Source organism: Curtobacterium sp. NPDC089689 (genome assembly GCF_044749145.1).
Lineage (GTDB): Bacteria > Actinomycetota > Actinomycetes > Actinomycetales > Microbacteriaceae > Curtobacterium.
The window spans coordinates 1-19,182 of record NZ_JBIVHJ010000001.1; the positions used below are offsets into that span (position 1 = coordinate 1).

Sequence of the window (19,182 nt, forward strand, 5' to 3'; positions counted from 1 at the left end):
CCCTGGTGCGACGACAAGTTTGGGAGACGTGGCCGAGAGGTCGAAGGCACTCCCCTGCTAAGGGAGCATCTGGGCCAAAACCTGGATCGAGGGTTCGAATCCCTCCGTCTCCGCTCAGGAAGGTCCCGGCTGCGTCAGGCCCGGGGCCTTTTCTGTCGCCCGTGACTCGACCGGGCGCCCATCGCGCAGAGGCCCACCACTGCGGCCCGCGCGCCCACCCGCCCCGCTCGTGCGGAACGCCCCACGACGGAGCGCACCCCCCCCCGGCGGGCCCCCCCCGGGGGGGGGGGGCGCCCCGGGGAGGTGACGCGCGCGGACGACATGGAGGTCAGTTCCCCGAACGGTTGTCGATGAACGTCTGCATCTGCTTGCCGGCGTCGCTCGGCGCGATGGAACCGGTGGCGACACCGTTCATGATCCGCCAGTACTCGGTCGTGACGTCGAGCGGGAGCGTCTGGTCGTTGTTCTGGAACTGGCCCTTCGCCTGGGACGCCAACTCGTTGAACGGCTTGCTCAGGCCGACGCCGTTGTCCTTCACGGGGACGCCCTCGACCACCGGCACCTGGGACCAGGAACCGGCGTACTTCGTCTGGGTGTCCTTGCTCATCCAGAAGTCGAGGAACTTCGCTGCGGCGTCCGGGTTCTTCGACGTCTTCGAGATGTAGTTCGCCTGCTGCAGCCCGTAGATGCGGCCTGTGCCGGTCGGGAACGCGAACACACCGAGATCGCTCGTCGGGCTGAACTTCGCCTCGTCGAGGAACCCGGCGAACCAGTCGCCCTCGAGCGCCATCGCCGCCTTCTTCTGGTAGAACACCTGCTGGCCCTGGGCGTCGCTCATGCTCACCCAGCCCTTGTTGAAGTACTTCGTCGCCCAGGTCTTCAAGTCGCTGAACGACTTCGTGACGCAAGCCTCCTTGCTCCAGTCGGCCTTGAGGCCGGTGAGCTGGTCGTTGAGGTCGGCGCCGCAGTTCGTCTCGAGCAGGTTGTCGAGGAGCCGCATCACGTACCAGTTGACGTTGCCGCCGAACTCGATCGGTGTGATCCCGGCGTCGCTGAGCTTCTGGGCGTCGTCGACCAGTTCGTCGTACGTCGTCGGGGTGTCCGTGATGCCGGCCTTCTCGAACAGCGCCTTGTTGTAGACGACCGCCTCGACGTTCGCCGTGTAGGGCACGCCGTGGTAGCCGCCGTACTGGGTGACCGACGAGAGCGCGGACTTCGTGAAGCGCTTGTCCCAGCCGTACTGCTCGTAGTACTTCGTGAGGTCGAGGTCGACGCCCTGCTTCACGTAGGTCCCGCCGAGTCCGAGACCGGACCACTGGAAGAACACGTCGGGCATCGCCGGCGTGCCCGCCGCCTGCCGGAGCGACGTCTTGAGGTTGTCGGTGCTCTTCTGCGTGACGTTCACCGTGATGTCGGGGTTCGCCTTCTCGAAGTCAGCGACCATCGACTTGAGCGCGGTGGCCGCGGGCCCCTGCTGGGTGGTGATCCAGTAGTTCAGCGTGGTCTTCCCACTGCTGGCGTTCCCACCGGCGGAGCAGCCCGTCAGGGCCAGTGCGATCGCGGCACCCGCGGCGACCGCCGCGACACCGATCCGTCGTCGTGCCATGTCATCTCCCTTGATGTCCGCGCGTCGGCTCCGACGGCGGTGACGTGAGCGCGGTGTGTTATCCGTAACACCCCGGCGTTACGCATAACATAGACACGCGCCGAGCACCGACGCAAGCGATTCGACGAAATTGGTTCACCGGTTGATAGGAGGGGACGCCGTGGTCTCAGGAACAGAGGCGTCCGGGCGCCGCCCGAGCATGGCCGACGTCGGTCGGGCAGCCCACGTCTCCGCACAGACCGTCTCCCGGTACCACACCGGCGGGTACGTCTCCCCGGACGCGCGGAAGAGGATCGAACGAGCGGTGCGCGACCTCGGCTACCAGCACAGCCGACTCCCCGGGATCCTCCGCTCGCAGCACACCGACACCCTCGGGTTCATCACGATGGGGCCGTTGAACTTCGGCAACACCGGGATCCTCGCCGGGGTCAACCGCGCCGCCCGCGACGAGGGACAGCAACTCCTCACCGCACAGCTCGACCTCGACCCGTCGGCCCCGAGCAGCACCGCGGACATCCGCCGGACTCTGCAGAGCCTGACCTCGATGCGGGTGGACGGCATCGTCGTCGGTACGCCCTACATCGGCGTGGAGGCACTCCTCGACGAAGCCGGCTCCGTCCCGGTCGTGTCGTTGTCCGAACGGGCACCGGACGGGATCGACACCGTGCACGCGGACTCGTACGGTGCTGCTCGCCTCGGGGTGAGGCACCTCGTCGAGCTGGGACACCGGCGGATCGTGCACCTCGCCGGACCGGACGACCGCAACGAGGCCAGCGAGCGTGTGCGCGGGTACCTCGACGAGCTGGCCGCCCACCGCCTGGCTCCCCTGCCCGTCGAAGCGTGCGCCGAGTGGGACGCCGACTCCGGTGCGGCCGCAGCGCGACGAGTCGACCCGACGTCGTTCACCGCCGTGGCATCGGGCAACGACGAGATCGCGCTCGGGTTCATGAGCGTCATGCACGAACGTGGACTCCGGGCGCCCGACGACTACTCGATCGTGGGCATCGACGACATGCCCGAGGCGAAGTACTTCACGCCGGCACTGACGTCGGCGCGGCTCGACTTCGAGGCGCTCGGCGAGGCGGCACTCCGGCTCGTCCTCGACCGGATCCGCGGCACGTCGGTCGTGCAGGAGCGCGTGCTGCCGAGCGTTCTCGCGGTGCGGGCGTCGACGGCAGAGCGCACGCGCTGACTCACGGGACGGCCTGCCCGCGAGCGGCGGCGACGGGAAGCCTGAGACGACCGTGCCCGGGACGAGAAGAGCCCCGACGAGGTTACCGTCGAGGCTCTTCGATGTCGTGCGGTCGGGCTGACAGGATTTGAACCTGCGACCCCTTGACCCCCAGTCAAGTGCGCTACCAAGCTGCGCCACAGCCCGCGAGGCCCGACGAGCGGACCCCACTGCCCCGTCCGGAGCAGCCCGACCAGCATAGCGGACGCCGGGCCCTCCCCGTGCACGCCCCGTGGAGCCGCCGCTCGTAGGGTGTCCTGATGCCCTCCCGCACCACCCGCCTCGCCATCGCCCTGACGACCGCCGGACTGCTGCTCGGAGCCGCAGGCTGCACCGGCGGAGCGCAGACCGCCCCGCGGGCCACGCTCGCCGCCGCCGCGTCCGACACGGTGACCGTGGTCGACCAGGCGGACGCGTCCGATCGGTCGGTCCGGGCGAGTCGCGCGCTCTTCGCGTCCGCACCGGGCGCGGTCGTCGCCCCGGCCGATGATGCGAGCGCAGTCGCGGCGGCAACGAAGGCGGCGGAACGCGCACACGTGCCCGCACTCGTGACGGACGCCGACGACAGCCGCGCGGCGCGCGCTGTCGCCCGCGAACTCGACCGCCTCGGCGCGCGCTGGTACCAGGCCGAGGGCGACGTGTCCGTCGACACGGACGTCGAACAGCGGCAGGCGCCCGAGGGGACGCACGCGCCGGGGTCGACCCGCGCCTCCCGGCCGGCGACGGTGGTGGTGGCGGACCGCAGCGCGGACGCAGCGGTCGTCGCGACCGCGCGCGCTGCCGGGGCGGAGGTCGTGACGATGCCCGACGGCGTGACCGACCCGGCGGCTGCGCCGGACGTCGTGACGGCGCTGCACGAGCAGGAGGACCACCCGACCGTGCTCGTGGGGAAGACGTTCGGCGACCTGTCTGACCCGGATTGGACGGTCCGTGCCGCGAAGAGCGGGTGGCAGCTTCCGCACGGCGGTCAGCGCCCGTTCGACGGCCACCGCTACGTCGCCCTGTACGGCGCACCCGGCGCGCCGGTGCTCGGTGTCCTCGGTGAGCAGGACCCGGAGGCGACGGTCGCGCGGGCGGAACGGCTCGCCCACCGCTACGACGACGTGTCGGACGAGCCGGTCACGCCAGCGATGGAGGTCATCGCGACCGTGGCGGCTGGCGCTGCCGGCGCGGACGGCGACTACTCGAGCGAGCTGCCGGTGTCGACGCTCGAGCCGTACGTGGACGCCGCGCACGACGCGGGGATGCCGGTGATCCTCGACCTCCAGCCCGGCCGATCGGACTTCCTCGCCCAGGCGAAGCGCTACGAGTCGCTGCTGTCGAAGCCCGGCGTGTGGCTCGCGCTCGACCCGGAGTGGCGGCTGACGAAGGACCAGGTGCCGCTCCGCCAGATCGGCACCGTGAGCGCCGACGAGGTGAACCGCACCGCGGACTGGCTCGCCGACCTCGTGCGGTCGAAGGGGCTGCCGCCGAAGGCGTTCGTCCTGCACCAGTTCCGGTCGGCGATGATCCAGGACCGCTCGTCACTGGAGCAGCATCCCGAGCTCGACGTGCTCATCCACGTGGACGGGCAGGGGTCGCAGCCGGAGAAGCAGGCGACGTGGAAGGCGCTGCACGAGGGCGCACCCGCCGGCGTGCACTGGGGCTGGAAGAACTTCATCGACGAGGACCAGCCGATGCTGTCGCCGGAGCAGACGATGCGGGACGTGCGGCCGAGTCCGGCGCTCATCACCTACCAGTGAGGGGCCCTGTGGACGGGGGCACGTCATCCACAGCCGGGAGGCGCGGGTCGGCTTCCGTCGGTCGCTCCTGACACCATGGGGTCATGGACTCCCCCGACACGGCTCCGACCGTCGACCCACCCGTCGCGGGTGGTGCGCTGCCCGCCGGCATCGCTCCGCCGTCGGCGGACATCGCGGCCGAGGCGCAGCAGGCGCTCGCTGCGCTCACGGGTCGGCCCGACGCGGTGTTCCACCCCGGGCAGCTCGAGGCGATCTCCGCGCTCGTGGAGCACCGGCAGCGTGCGCTCGTCGTGCAGCGCACCGGGTGGGGCAAGTCCGCGGTGTACTTCCTCGCGACGCTGTTGCTCCGGCGGCGCGGGGGTGGGCCGACCGTGCTCGTGTCGCCGCTCCTCGCGCTGATGCGCGACCAGGTGGCTGCGGCCGCCCGGGCCGGGGTGCGAGCGGTGTCGATCAACTCCGCGAACGCACACGAGTGGGGTGAGACGCAGGCGGCGCTCGCCCGTGACGAGGTCGACGTGCTGCTCGTCTCCCCCGAGCGGCTCAACAACCCGCGCTTCCGCGACGAGCAGCTGCCGACGCTCATCGCCCGCATGGGCATGCTCGTCGTGGACGAGGCGCACTGCATCTCCGACTGGGGCCACGACTTCCGCCCGGACTACCGGCGGCTCGCCGAGCTCATCCGTTCGCTGCCGCACGGCGTGCCGGTGCTCGCCACGACCGCCACCGCGAACGAGCGCGTGGTCGAGGACGTCGCCGAGCAGCTGACCGCCGGCCCGGACGACCCCGTGTTCACGATCCGCGGGTCGCTCGCGCGGGCGTCGCTCCGGCTCGGGGTGCTCACACTGCCGGACGCACGGCAGCGGCTCGGGTGGTTGTTGGCGCACCTCGGTGACCTCCCCGGCAGCGGCATCATCTACACGCTGACGGTCTCCGCTGCCGAGGACATCGCGCGGCTCCTGCGCGAGAACGGGTACGCCGTCCGCGCCTACACGGGGCGTACCGACACCGAGGAACGCGAGCAGCTCGAGCAGCAGCTCAAGGGCAACGAGCTGAAGGCCCTCGTCGCCACGAGCGCGCTCGGCATGGGCTTCGACAAGCCGGACCTCGGGTTCGTCGTGCACGTCGGGGCGCCGTCCTCCCCCGTCGCCTACTACCAGCAGATCGGTCGTGCGGGGCGTGCGACCGACAACGCCGACGTACTGCTCCTGCCCGGCCGCGAGGACACCGAGATCTGGCAGTACTTCGCGAGCGCGTCGATGCCGACCGAAGCTCGGGCCGCAGCGGTGCTCGACGCCCTGTCCACGTCTGGATCGGCTCTCTCCACCGTCGCGCTCGAGGGACTGGTCGACATCAAGCGGTCCACGCTCGAGCTCCTGCTCAAGGTCCTCGACGTCGACGGTGCCGTGCAGCGCGTCACCGGCGGATGGGTCGCGACGGGCCAGCGGTGGGAGTATGACGCCCCGCGGTACGAGCGGGTCGCCGCGGCCCGTGCTGCCGAGGCCGCGTCGATGCTCACGTACGAGTCCACGTCGGCGTGCCGGATGCAGCTCCTGCAGCAGGACCTCGACGACCACTCCGCGGAGCCCTGCGGTCGCTGTGACAACTGCGCGGGTGTCTGGTACCCGGTCGACGTCTCGTCCTCCGATGCCTCGGGTGCGGCCGCTGCGCTCGACAAGGTCGGGGTCGAGATCGCGCCGCGCGCCCAGTGGCCGTCGGGCATGAACGCGCTCGGCGTCCCGGTCCGCGGCAAGATCGCTGCCGACGAGCTCGTCGAGCCCGGGCGTGCGGTCGCCCGTCTGACCGACCTCGGCTGGGGCGGTCCCCTGCGTGCGCTCTTCGCGGCGACGACGCCCGACGGCCCGGTGTCGAAGGAGCTCGTCGACGGGTGCGTCCGCGCGCTCAAGGACTGGCCGTGGGCCGAGCGACCCACGGGGGTGGTCGCGATGTCGTCCCGGTCACGGCCGTCGCTCGTCGCGTCCGTGGCCGAGGCCATCGCCACCATCGGTCGGCTGCAGTTCCTCGGGACGCTCGACCGGTCCGGGGGAACGCCACGGGGCGACGGCGCGACGAACAGCGCCTACCGGCTCTCCGGCGTGTGGGACACCTTCGTCGTCGGCTCGGAGTTGGCGGCCGTCCTGCAGTCGCACGAGGGGCCTGTGCTGCTCGTGGACGACCTCGTCGACAGCCGGTGGACCATGACGGTCGCGGGGCGGGAGCTCCGGCGGGCCGGGGCGTCGGCCGTGTTGCCGTTCGCGTTGGCGACGGTGGCCTGACCGCGCGGCGTCGGCGGCCGGGCACGTCGTCGGCGGCCGGGCACGGCGTCGGCAGCCGGGCACGGCGTCGGCGGCCGGGCACGGCGTCGGCAGCCGGGCACGGCGTCGGCAGCCGGGCGCGGCGTCGGCAGCCGGGCGCGGCGTCGGCTGCGCGCGCAGCGTCGGGTCAGGCGCGGCGTCCGGTCAGGCGGCGCCGAGCGCTTCCAGTTCGGCCACGGCGTCCGGTGGCAGGTCGAACCCGGCCGAGGCGATGTTCTCGTGCAGGTGCTCCACCGACGACGTCCCCGGGATGAGCAGGATGTTCGGCGAGCGCTTCAGCAGCCACGAGAGCGCCACCGTCAGCCGCGACACGTGCAGCCGGTCCGCGACCCGGTCGAGCGTCGCGTAGTCGATCGGCGAGAACCCGCCGAGGGGGAAGTACGGCACGTAGGCGATGCCCTGCTCCGCCGTCGCCTCGACCAGCGCTTCGTCCTCCCGCCGCGCCACGTTGAACATGTTCTGCACGCACACCACCGGAGCGATGCCCTGCGCTTCCGCGAGCTGCTCCGCCGTCACCGTCGAGACGCCGAGGTGGCGGATGAGGCCCTGCTGCCGGAGCTCTGCGAGCGCCTCGAACTGTGGTGCCAGGCTGCCGGGCTCCGGCGCGTCGAAGCCACCGACCCGGAGGTTCACGACCTCGAGCTGCTCGAGCCCGAGTGTCCGGAGGTCGTCGTGCACCTGCTCGACCAGCTGCTCGGGTTCCCGCGCCTGGGGCCACCGCCCCTTGTCGTCCCGCCGGGTACCGACCTTCGTCACGATGTGCAGTTCCTCGGGGTACGGGTGCAGAGCTTCGCGGATGAGTTCGTTCGTGACGTGCGGGCCGTAGAAGTCGGCCGTGTCGATGTGGGTGATGCCGGCGTCCACCACTGCGCGGAGGACCCGGACGGCTTCGTCGTGGTCCTTCGGCGGGCCGAAGACGTTCGGGCCGGCGAGCTGCATGGCACCGTACCCGAACCGGGTCAGCTCGAGGTCGTCGGCCAGGCGGTAGGTGCCACCGGGAAGCGGAGTGCTGGCGTCGTCGGTCATGCCTCGAAGCATGCGCTGCGATCCCCCGCGCCAGCCGTGGCAGGTCGTCCCCCGGTCACCGAGCGCCGTCGCGGGACCGGCGTCGGGTGCCGGACGCATCCCCCGTCGGCCGGGAGGCACGGTGCGGGCCCGCACCGTGCCTCCCGTCCGACAGGCGGCGCGGCCGGTCAGGCCGCGCCGATCGCGTCCAGCTCGGCCACCGCGTCCGCCGGCAGGTCGAACCCGGCCGACGCGACGTTGTCGCGCAGGTGCGCGACCGATGAGGTGCCCGGGATCAGGAGCATGTTCGGCGAGCGCTGCAGCAGCCACGACAGGGCCACGGTGAGCCGGGAGACCCCGAGCCGGTCGGCGACCGCGTCGAGCGCACCCGACTGGATCGGCGAGAAGCCGCCGAGCGGGAAGTACGGCACGTAGGCGATGCCCTGCGCGGCGGTGGCGTCCACGAGGGCGTCGTCCTCGCGGCGGGCCACGTTGTACATGTTCTGCACGCAGACCACGGGGGCGATCGTCTGCGCCTCGGCGAGCTGCTCGGCGTTCACCGTCGAGAGTCCGAGGTGCCCGATCAGCCCCTGCTGCTGCAGTTCGGCGAGCGCCTCGAACTGCGGCGCGATGCTGCCCGGCTCGGGAGCGTCGAAGCCGCCCATCCGGAGGTTCACCACGTCGAGCCGTTCGAGACCGAGGTTCCGGAGGTTGTCGTGCACCTGCTCGACGAGTTCGTGCGGCTCGCGGGCGTGCGGCCAGCCACCGTCGGCGTCGCGGCGGGCGCCGACCTTCGTCACGAGGTGCAGGTCCTCGGGGTAGGGGTGCAGGGCCTCGCGGATCACCTCGTTCGTCACGTGCGGACCGTAGAAGTCGGACGTGTCGATGTGGGTGATGCCGAGCTCGACGACCGTGCGGAGCACCCGGACGGCTTCGTCGCGGTCGGCGGGCGGACCGAAGACGCCGGGTCCGGCGAGCTGCATGGCGCCGTACCCGACTCGGGTGAGTTCGAGGTCGTCGGCGAGGCGGTACGTGCCGCCGGGGAGGGTCGTGTTCGTCATGGAGACCACGATGCGCGCGTGCCGCTCCGGCCGGCAGTCCCCTCGCGTCCCTGGGACCACGGGGACCAGGATCGCCCGCGCGGCACGGTCGTAGCATCGGGACCGTGGACGACAACACCCTCGGCGAGTACCTCCGGGCCCGGCGTGCGCTCGTGCGCCCCGAGGACGCCGGCATCCGGGTGACCGGGGTCCGGCGGACGCCGGGGCTCCGGCGTGAGGAGGTGGCGACGCTCGCCGGCATCAGTGCCGACTACTACCTGCGGCTGGAGCAGGGACGGGACCGGAACCCGTCCGTGCAGGTCCTCGACGCACTCGCGCGGGTGTTCGGCCTCGACGGGGTGGCTCGCGACTACCTGCACGGCCTGGCGGGGGCCTCGCCGGCACCACGCCGTCGGGCGACCCGCGCGGAACGGGTGCCGACCGGGACGCTGCAGTTGCTCGACGTCATCGGTCTGCCTGCCTTCGTCGAGGACCGCGCCTTCGACGTCCTCGCCGCGAACGCCCTCGCCACCGAGCTCGCCCCCGGGCTGCGGGCGGGCGAGAACCGGCTCCGCACGATGTTCCTCGACGACGCGGAGACCGCACGCTACCCGGACTGGCAGGACCAGATGGCGGGCATGGTCGCGGCCTTCCGCGCATCCATCGGCACCGACGTGCAGGCCCCGGCCGTCACCGCGCTCGTCGGCGAGCTGTCCCTCGGCAGCGAGGACTTCCGGCGGCTGTGGGCACGCCACGACGTCCGGCCGCTGAGCGGTGCCGCGGTGCGGATGTGGCACCCGGAGGTCGGTGCGCTGGAGCTGCGACGGGAGAAGCTCGGCATCGGCGGCACGGACGGGCAGCTCCTCGTGGTGCACCACGCCGAGCCCGGGTCGGCGTCGGCGCAGGGGTTGGCGGTGCTGGCGTCGCTCGCGGCGGCACGGGTGGCGTCCCGGCTCGAGGAGCGGACGGCCGGCGGCGCCGAGGCCTGACCGGCCGCGCGCTCCCTACCGCCGCGCGGGCTTCGGGAACGTCGACCGCATGTGGTCCGAGGTGAGCACGTCCCCGATCCCGATCATCAGCAGCGAGAACACGATCTGCTCGATGACCATCCAGAACGGGTAGAGCCCGGGGATCGCCGCGACGACGAGCGTGACGATCGGGAAGATCCGGCTGAACAACCGCAGCCGCTGGTAGGCCCAGTAGTACCCGAGCTGCGCCCGCCATGCGAACACGTACAGCGTCAGCGTGATGAGCAGCACGACGGTCGCACGGAACCACACCGCCCACGGCACGGTCTCCCCCGCGCGGGTCAGGAGGACGGCGACAACGATCGCGGTGAGGCCGACCACGGTCTCCGCGACGAGCAGCCAGCGGATCCAGCGGAACGAGCGGACGGTGTCGGGGTGCTCGAGCATGTCCTCACGGATGACGTACCCGGCCTGCCGACCGCCGGCGAGCCGGTCGAGCCGGAGGCGGCACCACAGCCGGTCGGCGGCGGCGCCGAGGCCGTTGCTGGGGAGGGTCACCAGACCATGGTGCCGCATCCGACGGAGCGGTCGTGCACCTTGCCTCCCGTCCGGTGCGTGGCGTCGACGGCCCGGAGGCACGGCGCGTCGCGCATCGCCCCTCGCTCCCGTCCCGCGCTCGGCCCGCCGTGGCCGGCACGGCGTGCGCCGTTCAGACGGGCAGGAGCACCGCGGACGCGACGACCGCGCCGCCCTTCCCACGCAGCTCGAGGGCACGGACGGGGTCGGGCAGCCGGTCGGCGTCCGCCGCGCCGAGCACGAACCCCACGCCCCGCATGTCCGGACTGACGGCGCCGAGGACCTCTTCGCCACCACGCGTCGAGGTGAGGACGGCGCTCGTCGCGGCCTCGGGCAGCCTCCTGGCCCCGACGATCGTGACCGTCAGGGTGTCGCCGTCGGTGACGAGGACCGTCACCTTGCCGACCGGACTCCCGTCGGGAGCGGTGAGCGTGCCCGCGACCGGTGGGACGCGACGCCACCAGGGTTCGACGGCGGCATCGCTCGGCGAGGCGTCCTCGGACGGGTCCTGCGCAGGCGCCACCGGCGCGCCGAGCGCGTTCGACGGCGACAGCGCCCCTCCGGACCCGCCCGGCTCGGTCGTCGTCCCCGGCGGCGAGGCCTCCGTCAGGGTCGTCGTGGCGGCGCCGATCGACCGTTCGTCGGGAGCGCCGCGTTGCACGACCGCGATCGAGATGACCGCTGCGACGGCGAGCAGCACGACGAGTCCCCCGATGAGGGACACCCGCCGCCGGCTCGCCATCGGTGCGTCAGCGCTTGCGGCGCTCGCGCACTCGCATGTTGACGTTAATGGGCGTGCCCTCGAAGCCCCAGACCTCGCGGAGGCGCCGGGTGATGAAGCGGCGGTACTGCGGGTCGAGGAAGCCGGTCGTGAACAGGACGAACGTCGGCGGCTGGCTCGAGGCCTGGGTGCCGAACAGGATGCGCGGCTGCTTGCCGCCGCGGACCGGGTGCGGGTGCTCCTGCACGAGCTCGGCGATGAAGGCGTTGACCTTGCCCGTCGGGATGCGGGTGTCCCACGAGTCGAGGGCGGTCTCGAGCGCGGGCACGAGCTTCTCGAGGTGTCGACCGGTGCGCGCCGAGATGTTCACACGCGGTGCCCACGCGATGTGCGCGAGGTCCTGTTCGATCTCGCGCTCGAGGTAGCGGCGGCGGTCGTCGTCGAGCAGGTCCCACTTGTTGTACGCGAGGACCAGCGCACGGCCGGACTCGAGCACGAGGTCGATGATGCGGAGGTCCTGCACGGAGATCGGCTCGGTGACGTCGAGGACGACCACGGCGACCTCGGCCTTCTCGAGTGCCGCGGTGGTGCGGAGCGAGGCGTAGAAGTCGGCGCCCTGCTGCAGGTGCACGCGCTTCCGGATGCCCGCGGTGTCGACGAAGCGCCAGACCCGTCCGCCGAGCTCGACCTGCTCGTCCACCGGGTCGCGGGTCGTGCCGGAGAGTTCGTTGACGACGACGCGTTCCTCGCCCGCGGCCTTGTTGAGCAGCGAGCTCTTGCCGACGTTCGGGCGGCCGAGGATCGCGACGCGACGGGGTCCGCCGACCTCCTGCTTGGCGACCGCCGAGGTGTCCGGGAGGGTCTTCACGATGAGGTCGAGGAGGTCCGCGACGCCGCGGCCGTGCAGCGCGGAGACCGGGTGCGGCTCGCCGAGCCCGAGGTTCCAGAGCTCGTAGGCGTCGAGGTCGCGGCGGTCGTCGTCGGACTTGTTCGCGACGACGATGACCGGACGGTCGGTGCCGCGGAGCATCTTCACGACGTGCTCGTCGGTGGCGGTGATGCCGACGGTGACGTCGACGACGAAGAGCACGGCGTCGGCGAGGTCGATCGCGACCTCGGCCTGCGCGGCCACGGAGGCGTTGATGCCCTTCGCGTCGGGCTCCCACCCGCCGGTGTCGACGAGGGTGAACCGCTTGTCGTTCCACTCGGCCTTGTAGCTCACGCGGTCGCGGGTGACGCCGGGGACGTCCTGCACGACTGCCTCGCGGCGACCGAGGATGCGGTTGACGAGCGCCGACTTGCCGACGTTCGGCCGCCCGACGATCGCGAGCACCGGCAGCGCCGGCAGGAGGTAGGTGCCGTCCTCGCCGATCTCGGCGGCGTCGAGGAGCGCGACGTCCTCGTCGTCGAGCTCGTAGTCCTCGAGCCCGGCGCGGAGCGCGGTCGTCCGCTGCTCCGCCTCGGTCTCGTCGAGGTGGGCGAGCCGCTCGCCGAGGGCGGCGTCGTACTCGGGGAACTCGTCGTTCGCCGGGTTGTCGTTGTCCAGCTGGGCCATGGTGTGGGTTCCTCGCGTGCGGCCCGGTGGCCGCGGGTGATCAGTTCGTGGCCGTGCTTCGGGCCAGCTCGACGACCGCCTGCACGGTCTGGTCGAAGTCGAGGTCGGTGGAGTCGAGCGTCGTGACGCCGTCCGCGGCGTTCATGAAGTCGACGACCTTCGCGTCCGCGGCGTCCCGACGGGCGAGTGCTGCGGAGGTCTCGGCGGCCGACTGGGTCGTGACCTCGGCCGAGCGCCTGGCCATCCTAACCGACTCGTCCGCCGTGAGCAGGATGCGGACCTCGGCGTCGGGTGCGACGACCGTGGTGATGTCCCGCCCCTCGGTGATGATGCCCTGCGCGTCCGTGCGGCGCATGACCTGCCGGAAGAGCTGCACGAGGCGATGCCGGACGTCGGGGAGCTTCGCGATGTGCGCGACGGCGGCGGTCACCTCGGGGGTGCGGATCGCGTCGGTGACGTCGGTGCCGTTCACCCGGACGAAGTAGTCGTCGGGGTCGGTGCCGATCTCGTAGTCGAAGGTGTCCCAGCTGGCGAGCACGGCCGCGGCGTCGTCGAGGTCGACCTGTTGCTGGAGAGCGTGCCAGGCCAGCGCGCGGTAGGCCGCACCGGTGTCCTGGTAGCCGAAGCCGAGCGCACGGGCGGCGGCCCGGGACACGCTCGACTTGCCGCTGCCCGCGGGCCCGTCGACCGCCACCACGAACTTGGCGACGAAGGCACCGTCGGGCAGGCCGGACGGGACCGGCGCGCTCGTGGAACCGGGCTCGCCCCCGCCCTGGCCGTCGAGGCCGCCCGCGATGTCGCCGCCGCCCAACGGTCCGGGCTGGTCGCCGGGCGTGGGGAGTCCCGAGTCGGGTCCGTCCGGACCGCCGGTCACACCCGAGTCCTGCACCGCTCGGTTCGTGTCGTCGTTCAGGCCCATGCTGCTGCGATCCTCCATCCGCGACCCTCGAGTTCCTCGACGAGTCGCTGTTCCTGCTCGGGCACGACCGACACCTCGACGATGCCGATCTGCGCGCCCGGTGAGTGCTCGAGGCGCATGTCCTCGAGGTTGATGCCGATCTCCCCGATGAACGTGAGGAGCGCGGCGATCTGCCCGGGGGTGTCGTCGACGAGGACGACCACCTGGGCGAAGCGTTTGGTGGTGCCGTGCTTGCCCGGGAGTCGCTCGACCCCGCGGTTGCCGGCCGCGATCGCCTCGGCGAGGGCGCGGGGCGACCCCGAGCCGTGCGGGTCGTCGAGCGCGGCGAGCACGCGGTCGAGGTCGTCGCGGAGGTCGGCGAGCACCGGCCGGATGCGCTCGGCGTTCGCGCCGATGATCTGCACCCACAGCCCGGGGTCGCTCGCCGCGATCCGGGTGACGTCCCGCACCCCGCCACCGGCGAGGCCGAGCGAGCCGTCCGGGGCGTCGCGGAGCCGGGCGGCCATCAGCGTCGACACGAGCTGCGGCGTGTGCGAGACGTACGCGACGGCGAGGTCGTGCGACTCCGGGTCCATCGGCACCACGGTCGCCCCGAGGTCGAGCGCGAGGTCCTCGACCACCGCGGCCTGCTGGTACGTGATGTCGTCGTGCCCGGCGATCACCCATGGCTGCCCCACGAAGAGGTCGGCGCGGGCCGCCGTCGGACCGCTGCGCTCCCGCCCGGCCATCGGGTGCGACCCGATGTACCGGGAGACGTCGGCGCCCGCCGCCCGGAGTGCCGCGAGCGGCCCGGACTTCACGCTGGCGACGTCGGTGACGACCGCGCCCGGGTGGGCCGTGAGCTCGCGCTCGACGACGGTCGCGACGACGTCCGGCGGGACCGCGACCACGACGAGCTCGGGAGCGTCGCCGTCCGCGGGTCGGCGCCCGGCGCCGTAGTCGACGGCGAGCGCCAGCGCGGCGGGCGACACGTCGTCGAGGACGACGTCCACACCCTTCTCGCGCAGCGCCAGGCCGATCGACGCGCCGAGGAGACCGGCACCGACCACGCGCACCGGTCCACGGAGCCGCCGGTCGATGTCCGGTTCGGCGAGCGGGGCGGGGGCGTCGGTCACCCGGCAAGCCTACCGACGCCTCAGTCCGTGGACTCCTCGTCCGCGTCGCCCTGTGGAGAACCCGATGCGTCGCGCGCGATGGCGAGCAGCTTGCCGAGCTCCACGGTGCTGAGTTCCCGCGTCTTGCCGATCGGCAGGCTCCCGAGGTGCAGCGGCCCGAACGAGCGTCGGACGAGTTCGAGCACCGGGTGCCCGACCTCGTCGAACATCCGACGGACGATGCGGTTGCGGCCGGAGTGCAGCGTGACCTCGACGAGCGACTCTCCACGGGAGGACTCGAGCAGCCGCACCTTGTCGGCGGCGATCGGCCCGTCCTCGAGCTCGACCCCTTCGAGCAGTCGCTGCACGGTCGCCGGGTTGACGTTCCCGTGCACCTTCGCGATGTAGGTCTTCGTCACCCCGAACGACGGGTGTGCGAGCACGTGCGCGAGGTCGCCGTCGTTCGTCAGGACGATGAGCCCCGAGGTCTCGGCGTCGAGCCGGCCGACGTTGAACAGGCGCTCCTCGTACCGGTCGACGAACTCGGACAGGTCGCGGCGTCCCCGCTCGTCCTGCAGGCTCGACACGATGCCGACCGGCTTGTTCAGGACCACGTACCGCCGGGAGGTGTCGATCTGCACCGGCACCCCGTCCACCGCGATCGCGTCGGACTCCGGGTCGACCCGACGACCGAGGGCCTCCACGACCTCGCCGTTCACCGTCACCCGTCCCTCCACGATGAGGTTCTCCGCGACGCGGCGAGATGCCACGCCCGCAGCGGCGATCACCTTCTGCAGGCGCTCACCGTCGGCCTGGAGGCTCGGCGCGGCCCCGGCGGTCGCCGTTCCGTCCGCCGCGTCCCAGTCGGGGATGATCGGGCGCTCGGGCGTGCCCTCGAGGGGCTGGCCGTGCTGGTCGCGGGCCCCCTCGGGCTCCGGGGTCGTGCGACGGTCGGCGCCGCGGGGGCCGACTGTCCGTCGCGTGTCGGGGCGCTGCCCGGCGCCCCGCGGACGGTCGCCGTTCCGCGCGGTCGTGGTGCCGCCGACGTAGCGGCGGCCGTTGTGCCAGACGGTGCTGGGCCTGCCGTCCGGGGACCGGCGGTCCTCGCGGGCCGGGTCGCGGCGGCGGTCGTCGTCACGGCGGGGAGCGCTCTTGCGGTCGTCACGGCCGCGGTACCCACCGCTCGACGTGCCACGATCGTCGCGACCCCGGTAGCCGCCGCCCTGGCGGTCGTCACGGCCGCGGTACCCACCGCTCGACGTGCCACGATCGTCGCGGCCCCGGTAGCCGCCGCCCTGGCGGTCGTCACGACCGCGGTACCCACCGCGGTCGTCGTCGCGGCCGCGGTACCCACCGCGGTCGTCGTCGCGGCGGACGAAGCCCCCGCGCTCGCCCTGCCGACGGTCGTCGTCGCGGCTCACGGAGCGCCCGCGATCGCCGCCGGACCGCTCGTCACGGCCGCGGTACCCACCGGACGACGGACGCTCGTCACGCCCGCGGTATCCACCACGCTCGCCGCGATCGTCCCGGCCGCGGTACCCACCACGCTCGCCGCGATCGTCCCGGCCGCGGTACCCACCACGCTCGCCGCGATCGTCCCGGCCGCGGTACCCACCGGACGACGGACGCTCGCCACGGCCGCGGTACCCGCCAGCCGCGCCACGATCGTCCCGGCGCTCGTACCCACCACGGCCACCGTGGTCACCGCGATCACCGCGCTCGTCACGCCCACGGTACCCACCGCGGTCGCCACGCTCGTCGCGGCCACGGTACCCACCGCGGTCGCCACGCTCGTCGCGGCCCCCGCCGCCGAACCGGCCACCCGCCCGGCCGGAGCCGGCGCTGCGGTCGCGTGACGGGCCTCCAGGCCGACCGGACCCGCCTCGCGGGCCTCGACGTTCTTCCTCATGCGCGGCCATCGGGGATCCCTTCGTTCTGCCCGAAGCCGTCCGCACCGTCGTCCAGGAGGGGCGAGATGAGCGGCAGCTCGTCGAGCGAGTTGATGCCGAGCTGCTGCAGGAGCAGGCCGGACGTGACGTAGTTGATGGCGCCGGTCTCGGCGTCCGTGAACGACTCCTCGATGAGGCCGCGCGCGACGAGCGTCCGGACGACCCCGTCGACGTTCACCGCCCGGATCGAGGCGATCTGCGAGCGCGTGATCGGCTGCTTGTAGGCGACCACCGCGAGGGTCTCGAGCGCCGCCTGCGACAGCCGCGAGGGGCGCTCCTGCTCGACGAACTGCTCGACCACGTCGTCGAGCTCCTGGCGGACGTAGAAGCGCCAGCCGCCGCCGACCTCGCGGAGCTCGAAGCCCCGGCGGACCGTCCCGTCCACACCGTCGAAGTCGGCGACGAGCCGCTCGATCGCCTGGCGGACCGCAGGCACGGGCGCGCCGACGGCGGCACCGAGCGCGACGAGCGACTGCGGCTCGTCCGCGATCATGAGGATCGCCTCGAGCTGGCGGTCGACCGGGAGCTCCGGCCGGGCGGCACGGTCGTGCGCCTCGTGGATCTCCTGCTCGATGGCGCGGGCGTCTGCCAGCTCGTCCGCGCCACCGGGTTCGGCGCTCGACGAGTCGCGGGCGTGACCGTGCGCGTGGCCGTGCGCGTCATCCGTCATAGTCGGCTCCCAGGTTGGCGAGGCTCTCGTCGGACCAGTCCTCGGCGGTCCACCGGAGCAGCAGTTCCCCGAGCGGCTCGACCTGCTCGAACGTGATGGACGCGTTGCGGTACAGCTCGAGGATCGCGAGGAAACGAGCCACCACGATACCCGTCTCGTGCACGCCGGCGACCAGCTCCCGGAACGAGACGTCCTCGTCGGCCCGGGTGCGGAGGATCGACACCACGATCGCGGCCTGTTCCCGGATGCTGACGAGCGGCGCGTGCAGGTGGTCGAGTCCGACGGTCGGGATCTCCCGCGGGGCGAACGCCAGGGTCGCGAGCGCGGCGAAGTCCTGCAGCGAGAGCGTCCAGACGAGCTCGGGGGTGCGGGCACGGAACCGCTCCTCGAGCCGGACGCTCCGGACGTGCCGGCGCGACTCCTCGGTCCAGCGCGACCCGAACCAGTCCGCCGCCTGCTTGAACGCCCGGTACTGGAGCAGTCGGGCGAACAGGAGGTCGCGGGCCTCCAGGAGCGCCACGTCCTCGGCGTCCACGAGCTCGCCCTGGGGCAGGAGCCCCGCGATCTTCAGGTCGAGCAGGGTCGCCGCGACGACGAGGAACTCGCTCGCCTCGTCGAGTTCGTCGGCGGACTCGGCCTGGCGGACGTAGGCGATGAACTCCCCCGTCACGGCGCCGAGCGACACCTCGGTGATGTCGAGCTCGTGCTTCGTGATGAGCGACAGGAGCAGGTCGAACGGGCCGTCGAAGTTCGACAGGCGGACGCGGAAGCCCGGGGCTGTCTGCGTGCCCGCCGGCGCGACGGCGGTGCGGTCAGGGTCCTCCGGCTCAGGCGACGGCGCCACGCTCGACGAGCTCCCGTGCGAGCTGCCGGTACGCGTGCGCGGCGGCGTGGTCGGGCGCGGTCTGCGTGATCGGCCGCGCCGAGACTGTGGCGTCCGGGAACTTCACCGTGCGCCCGATGACCGTGTCGAGCACCCGGTCGTCGAACGTCTCGACGACGCGCTCCATGACCTCGCGCGAGTGCAGGGTCCGCGAGTCGTACATCGTGGCGAGGATGCCGTCGAGGCGCAGCGCCGGGTTCAGCCGGTCGCGCACCTTGTCGATCGTCTCGATGAGGAGCGCGACACCGCGCAGTGCGAAGAACTCGCACTCGAGCGGGATGAGCACCCCGTGCGCCGCCGTCAGCGCGTTCACGGTCAGCAGGCCGAGCGAGGGCTGGCAGTCCACGAGGATGACGTCGTAGTCGTTCGCGACCTTCCGGAGGACGCTCGCGAGGATCTGCTCCCGCGCGACCTCGTTCACGAGGTGGACCTCGGCCGCGGACAGGTCGATGTTCGCCGGGATCACGTCGAGGTACGGCGTGTTCGTCGGCTGGATGACCTCGCGCGGGTCCTTCACGGCGCCCATGAGCAGGTCGTAGACCGTCGGGATGTCGTGCGTGCGGACCCCGAGCCCGGCGGACAGCGCGCCCTGCGGGTCGAAGTCGACGGCGAGGACCTTCCGCCCGTACTCGGCGAGCGCCGCCCCGAGGTTGATCGACGTCGTGGTCTTGCCGACGCCGCCCTTCTGGTTGCACAGCGCGATGATGCGTGCCGGCCCGTGCTGGTCGAGCTCCTCCGGGATCGCGAACTGCCGGACGGGTCGCCCCGTCGGACCGAAGGTGGTCTCGCCGGTTCCGGGGTTCGTCAACGGGTTCGTGCTCACGCGCCCCATGCTACCGGCGACCCGACGCTCCCCCGGGTGCACCGCCGGTGGCGCACCGGACCCGCCGCGCCACCGACGCGACCCGCCC

17 protein-coding genes and 2 tRNA genes are annotated in these 19,182 nt (G+C 72.4%); 5 read left to right on the forward strand and 14 right to left on the reverse strand.

Translation table 11 applies throughout. The features are described from left to right. Positions 1-22 precede the first annotated feature (22 nt). Positions 23-113, forward strand: a tRNA-Ser gene (locus tag ACIPYW_RS00005). Positions 114-328: 215 nt separating this feature from the next. Here ACIPYW_RS00005 and ACIPYW_RS00010 read toward each other — a convergent pair. Further along, entirely contained in the window at positions 329-1,606 is a 1,278-nt protein-coding gene (locus ACIPYW_RS00010; protein WP_400409664.1) for an extracellular solute-binding protein, read from the reverse strand. Between the two features lie 160 nt (positions 1,607-1,766). On the opposite strand from ACIPYW_RS00010, the gene ACIPYW_RS00015 reads away from it, so the two are divergent. Next, a complete protein-coding gene (locus ACIPYW_RS00015) occupies positions 1,767-2,798 on the forward strand; it encodes a LacI family DNA-binding transcriptional regulator (RefSeq protein ID WP_400409666.1) in 1,032 nt (343 codons plus the stop codon). Positions 2,799-2,910: 112 nt separating this feature from the next. Here the strand turns inward: ACIPYW_RS00015 and ACIPYW_RS00020 are convergent. Beyond that, a tRNA-Pro gene (locus tag ACIPYW_RS00020) sits at positions 2,911-2,984 on the reverse strand. Positions 2,985-3,097: 113 nt separating this feature from the next. Between ACIPYW_RS00020 and ACIPYW_RS00025 the strand changes: the two genes are divergently transcribed. After that, positions 3,098-4,579, forward strand: coding sequence for a hypothetical protein (locus ACIPYW_RS00025; RefSeq protein WP_400409668.1), 1,482 nt, complete (start codon positions 3,098-3,100; stop codon positions 4,577-4,579). 83 nt (positions 4,580-4,662) lie between these two features. Continuing rightward, complete coding sequence (locus ACIPYW_RS00030) at positions 4,663-6,852, forward strand: RecQ family ATP-dependent DNA helicase (protein WP_400409670.1); 2,190 nt, start codon at positions 4,663-4,665, stop codon at positions 6,850-6,852. A gap of 183 nt (positions 6,853-7,035) precedes the next feature. Here the strand turns inward: ACIPYW_RS00030 and ACIPYW_RS00035 are convergent, their stop codons facing one another. Further along, positions 7,036-7,917, reverse strand: coding sequence for an oxidoreductase (locus ACIPYW_RS00035; protein ID WP_400409672.1), 882 nt, complete (start codon positions 7,915-7,917; stop codon positions 7,036-7,038). Between the two features lie 167 nt (positions 7,918-8,084). After that, the gene (locus ACIPYW_RS00040) at positions 8,085-8,957 is read right to left on the reverse strand and encodes an oxidoreductase (protein ID WP_400409674.1); all 873 of its coding nucleotides are present in this window, start codon (positions 8,955-8,957) and stop codon (positions 8,085-8,087) included. Between the two features lie 104 nt (positions 8,958-9,061). Between ACIPYW_RS00040 and ACIPYW_RS00045 the strand changes: the two genes are divergently transcribed. Beyond that, positions 9,062-9,925: a helix-turn-helix domain-containing protein gene (locus ACIPYW_RS00045; protein WP_400409676.1), complete on the forward strand. Its 864-nt coding sequence runs from the start codon at positions 9,062-9,064 to the stop codon at positions 9,923-9,925. A gap of 15 nt (positions 9,926-9,940) precedes the next feature. Here the strand turns inward: ACIPYW_RS00045 and ACIPYW_RS00050 are convergent, their stop codons facing one another. The 10 genes from ACIPYW_RS00050 to ACIPYW_RS00095 all read right to left on the reverse strand — a co-directional run bounded on the left by ACIPYW_RS00050 (position 9,941) and on the right by ACIPYW_RS00095 (position 19,103). Continuing rightward, positions 9,941-10,462: a hypothetical protein gene (locus ACIPYW_RS00050; RefSeq protein WP_400409678.1), complete on the reverse strand. Its 522-nt coding sequence runs from the start codon at positions 10,460-10,462 to the stop codon at positions 9,941-9,943. A gap of 151 nt (positions 10,463-10,613) precedes the next feature. Then, positions 10,614-11,222: a hypothetical protein gene (locus ACIPYW_RS00055; RefSeq protein WP_400409680.1), complete on the reverse strand. Its 609-nt coding sequence runs from the start codon at positions 11,220-11,222 to the stop codon at positions 10,614-10,616. A gap of 7 nt (positions 11,223-11,229) precedes the next feature. Further along, a complete protein-coding gene (der, locus tag ACIPYW_RS00060; RefSeq protein ID WP_400409683.1) occupies positions 11,230-12,756 on the reverse strand; it encodes a ribosome biogenesis GTPase Der in 1,527 nt (508 codons plus the stop codon). Between the two features lie 40 nt (positions 12,757-12,796). Beyond that, positions 12,797-13,453 carry a (d)CMP kinase gene (cmk, locus tag ACIPYW_RS00065; protein ID WP_400412472.1) on the reverse strand — a complete coding sequence of 219 codons (657 nt, stop codon included), beginning with the start codon at positions 13,451-13,453 and terminating at the stop codon, positions 12,797-12,799. A 212-nt stretch (positions 13,454-13,665) separates the two neighbouring features. Beyond that, a complete protein-coding gene (locus ACIPYW_RS00070) occupies positions 13,666-14,790 on the reverse strand; it encodes a prephenate dehydrogenase (protein ID WP_290132278.1) in 1,125 nt (374 codons plus the stop codon). A 20-nt stretch (positions 14,791-14,810) separates the two neighbouring features. Then, a complete protein-coding gene (locus ACIPYW_RS00075) occupies positions 14,811-15,566 on the reverse strand; it encodes a pseudouridine synthase (RefSeq protein WP_400412474.1) in 756 nt (251 codons plus the stop codon). A 620-nt stretch (positions 15,567-16,186) separates the two neighbouring features. After that, positions 16,187-16,678, reverse strand: a complete 492-nt coding sequence (locus tag ACIPYW_RS00080) for a hypothetical protein (protein ID WP_400409686.1) — start codon at positions 16,676-16,678, stop codon at positions 16,187-16,189. Beyond that, complete coding sequence (gene scpB / locus ACIPYW_RS00085; protein WP_400409689.1) at positions 16,675-17,388, reverse strand: SMC-Scp complex subunit ScpB; 714 nt, start codon at positions 17,386-17,388, stop codon at positions 16,675-16,677. Before scpB ends, ACIPYW_RS00080 begins: the two co-directional genes overlap by 4 nt. Then, positions 17,378-18,232: a segregation and condensation protein A gene (locus ACIPYW_RS00090; protein ID WP_400409692.1), complete on the reverse strand. Its 855-nt coding sequence runs from the start codon at positions 18,230-18,232 to the stop codon at positions 17,378-17,380. The genes scpB and ACIPYW_RS00090 overlap by 11 nt, the downstream gene beginning before the upstream one ends. Beyond that, a complete protein-coding gene (locus tag ACIPYW_RS00095; protein WP_400409695.1) occupies positions 18,216-19,103 on the reverse strand; it encodes a ParA family protein in 888 nt (295 codons plus the stop codon). The genes ACIPYW_RS00090 and ACIPYW_RS00095 overlap by 17 nt, the downstream gene beginning before the upstream one ends. Positions 19,104-19,182: the final 79 nt, after the last annotated feature.

What these genes read in the sequence shown, in the direction of transcription:
- der (WP_400409683.1), bottom strand. Translation starts at nt 12,756, where the DNA reads ATGGCCCAGCTGGACAACGACAACCCGGCGAACGACGAGTTCCCCGAG.
- ACIPYW_RS00095 (WP_400409695.1), bottom strand. Translation starts at nt 19,103, where the DNA reads ATGGGGCGCGTGAGCACGAACCCGTTGACGAACCCCGGAACCGGCGAG.
- ACIPYW_RS00030 (WP_400409670.1), top strand. Translation starts at nt 4,663, where the DNA reads ATGGACTCCCCCGACACGGCTCCGACCGTCGACCCACCCGTCGCGGGT.
- scpB (WP_400409689.1), bottom strand. Translation starts at nt 17,388, where the DNA reads ATGACGGATGACGCGCACGGCCACGCGCACGGTCACGCCCGCGACTCG.
- ACIPYW_RS00035 (WP_400409672.1), bottom strand. Translation starts at nt 7,917, where the DNA reads ATGACCGACGACGCCAGCACTCCGCTTCCCGGTGGCACCTACCGCCTG.
- ACIPYW_RS00080 (WP_400409686.1), bottom strand. Translation starts at nt 16,678, where the DNA reads ATGAGGAAGAACGTCGAGGCCCGCGAGGCGGGTCCGGTCGGCCTGGAG.
- ACIPYW_RS00040 (WP_400409674.1), bottom strand. Translation starts at nt 8,957, where the DNA reads ATGACGAACACGACCCTCCCCGGCGGCACGTACCGCCTCGCCGACGAC.
- ACIPYW_RS00010 (WP_400409664.1), bottom strand. Translation starts at nt 1,606, where the DNA reads ATGGCACGACGACGGATCGGTGTCGCGGCGGTCGCCGCGGGTGCCGCG.
- ACIPYW_RS00025 (WP_400409668.1), top strand. Translation starts at nt 3,098, where the DNA reads ATGCCCTCCCGCACCACCCGCCTCGCCATCGCCCTGACGACCGCCGGA.
- ACIPYW_RS00055 (WP_400409680.1), bottom strand. Translation starts at nt 11,222, where the DNA reads ATGGCGAGCCGGCGGCGGGTGTCCCTCATCGGGGGACTCGTCGTGCTG.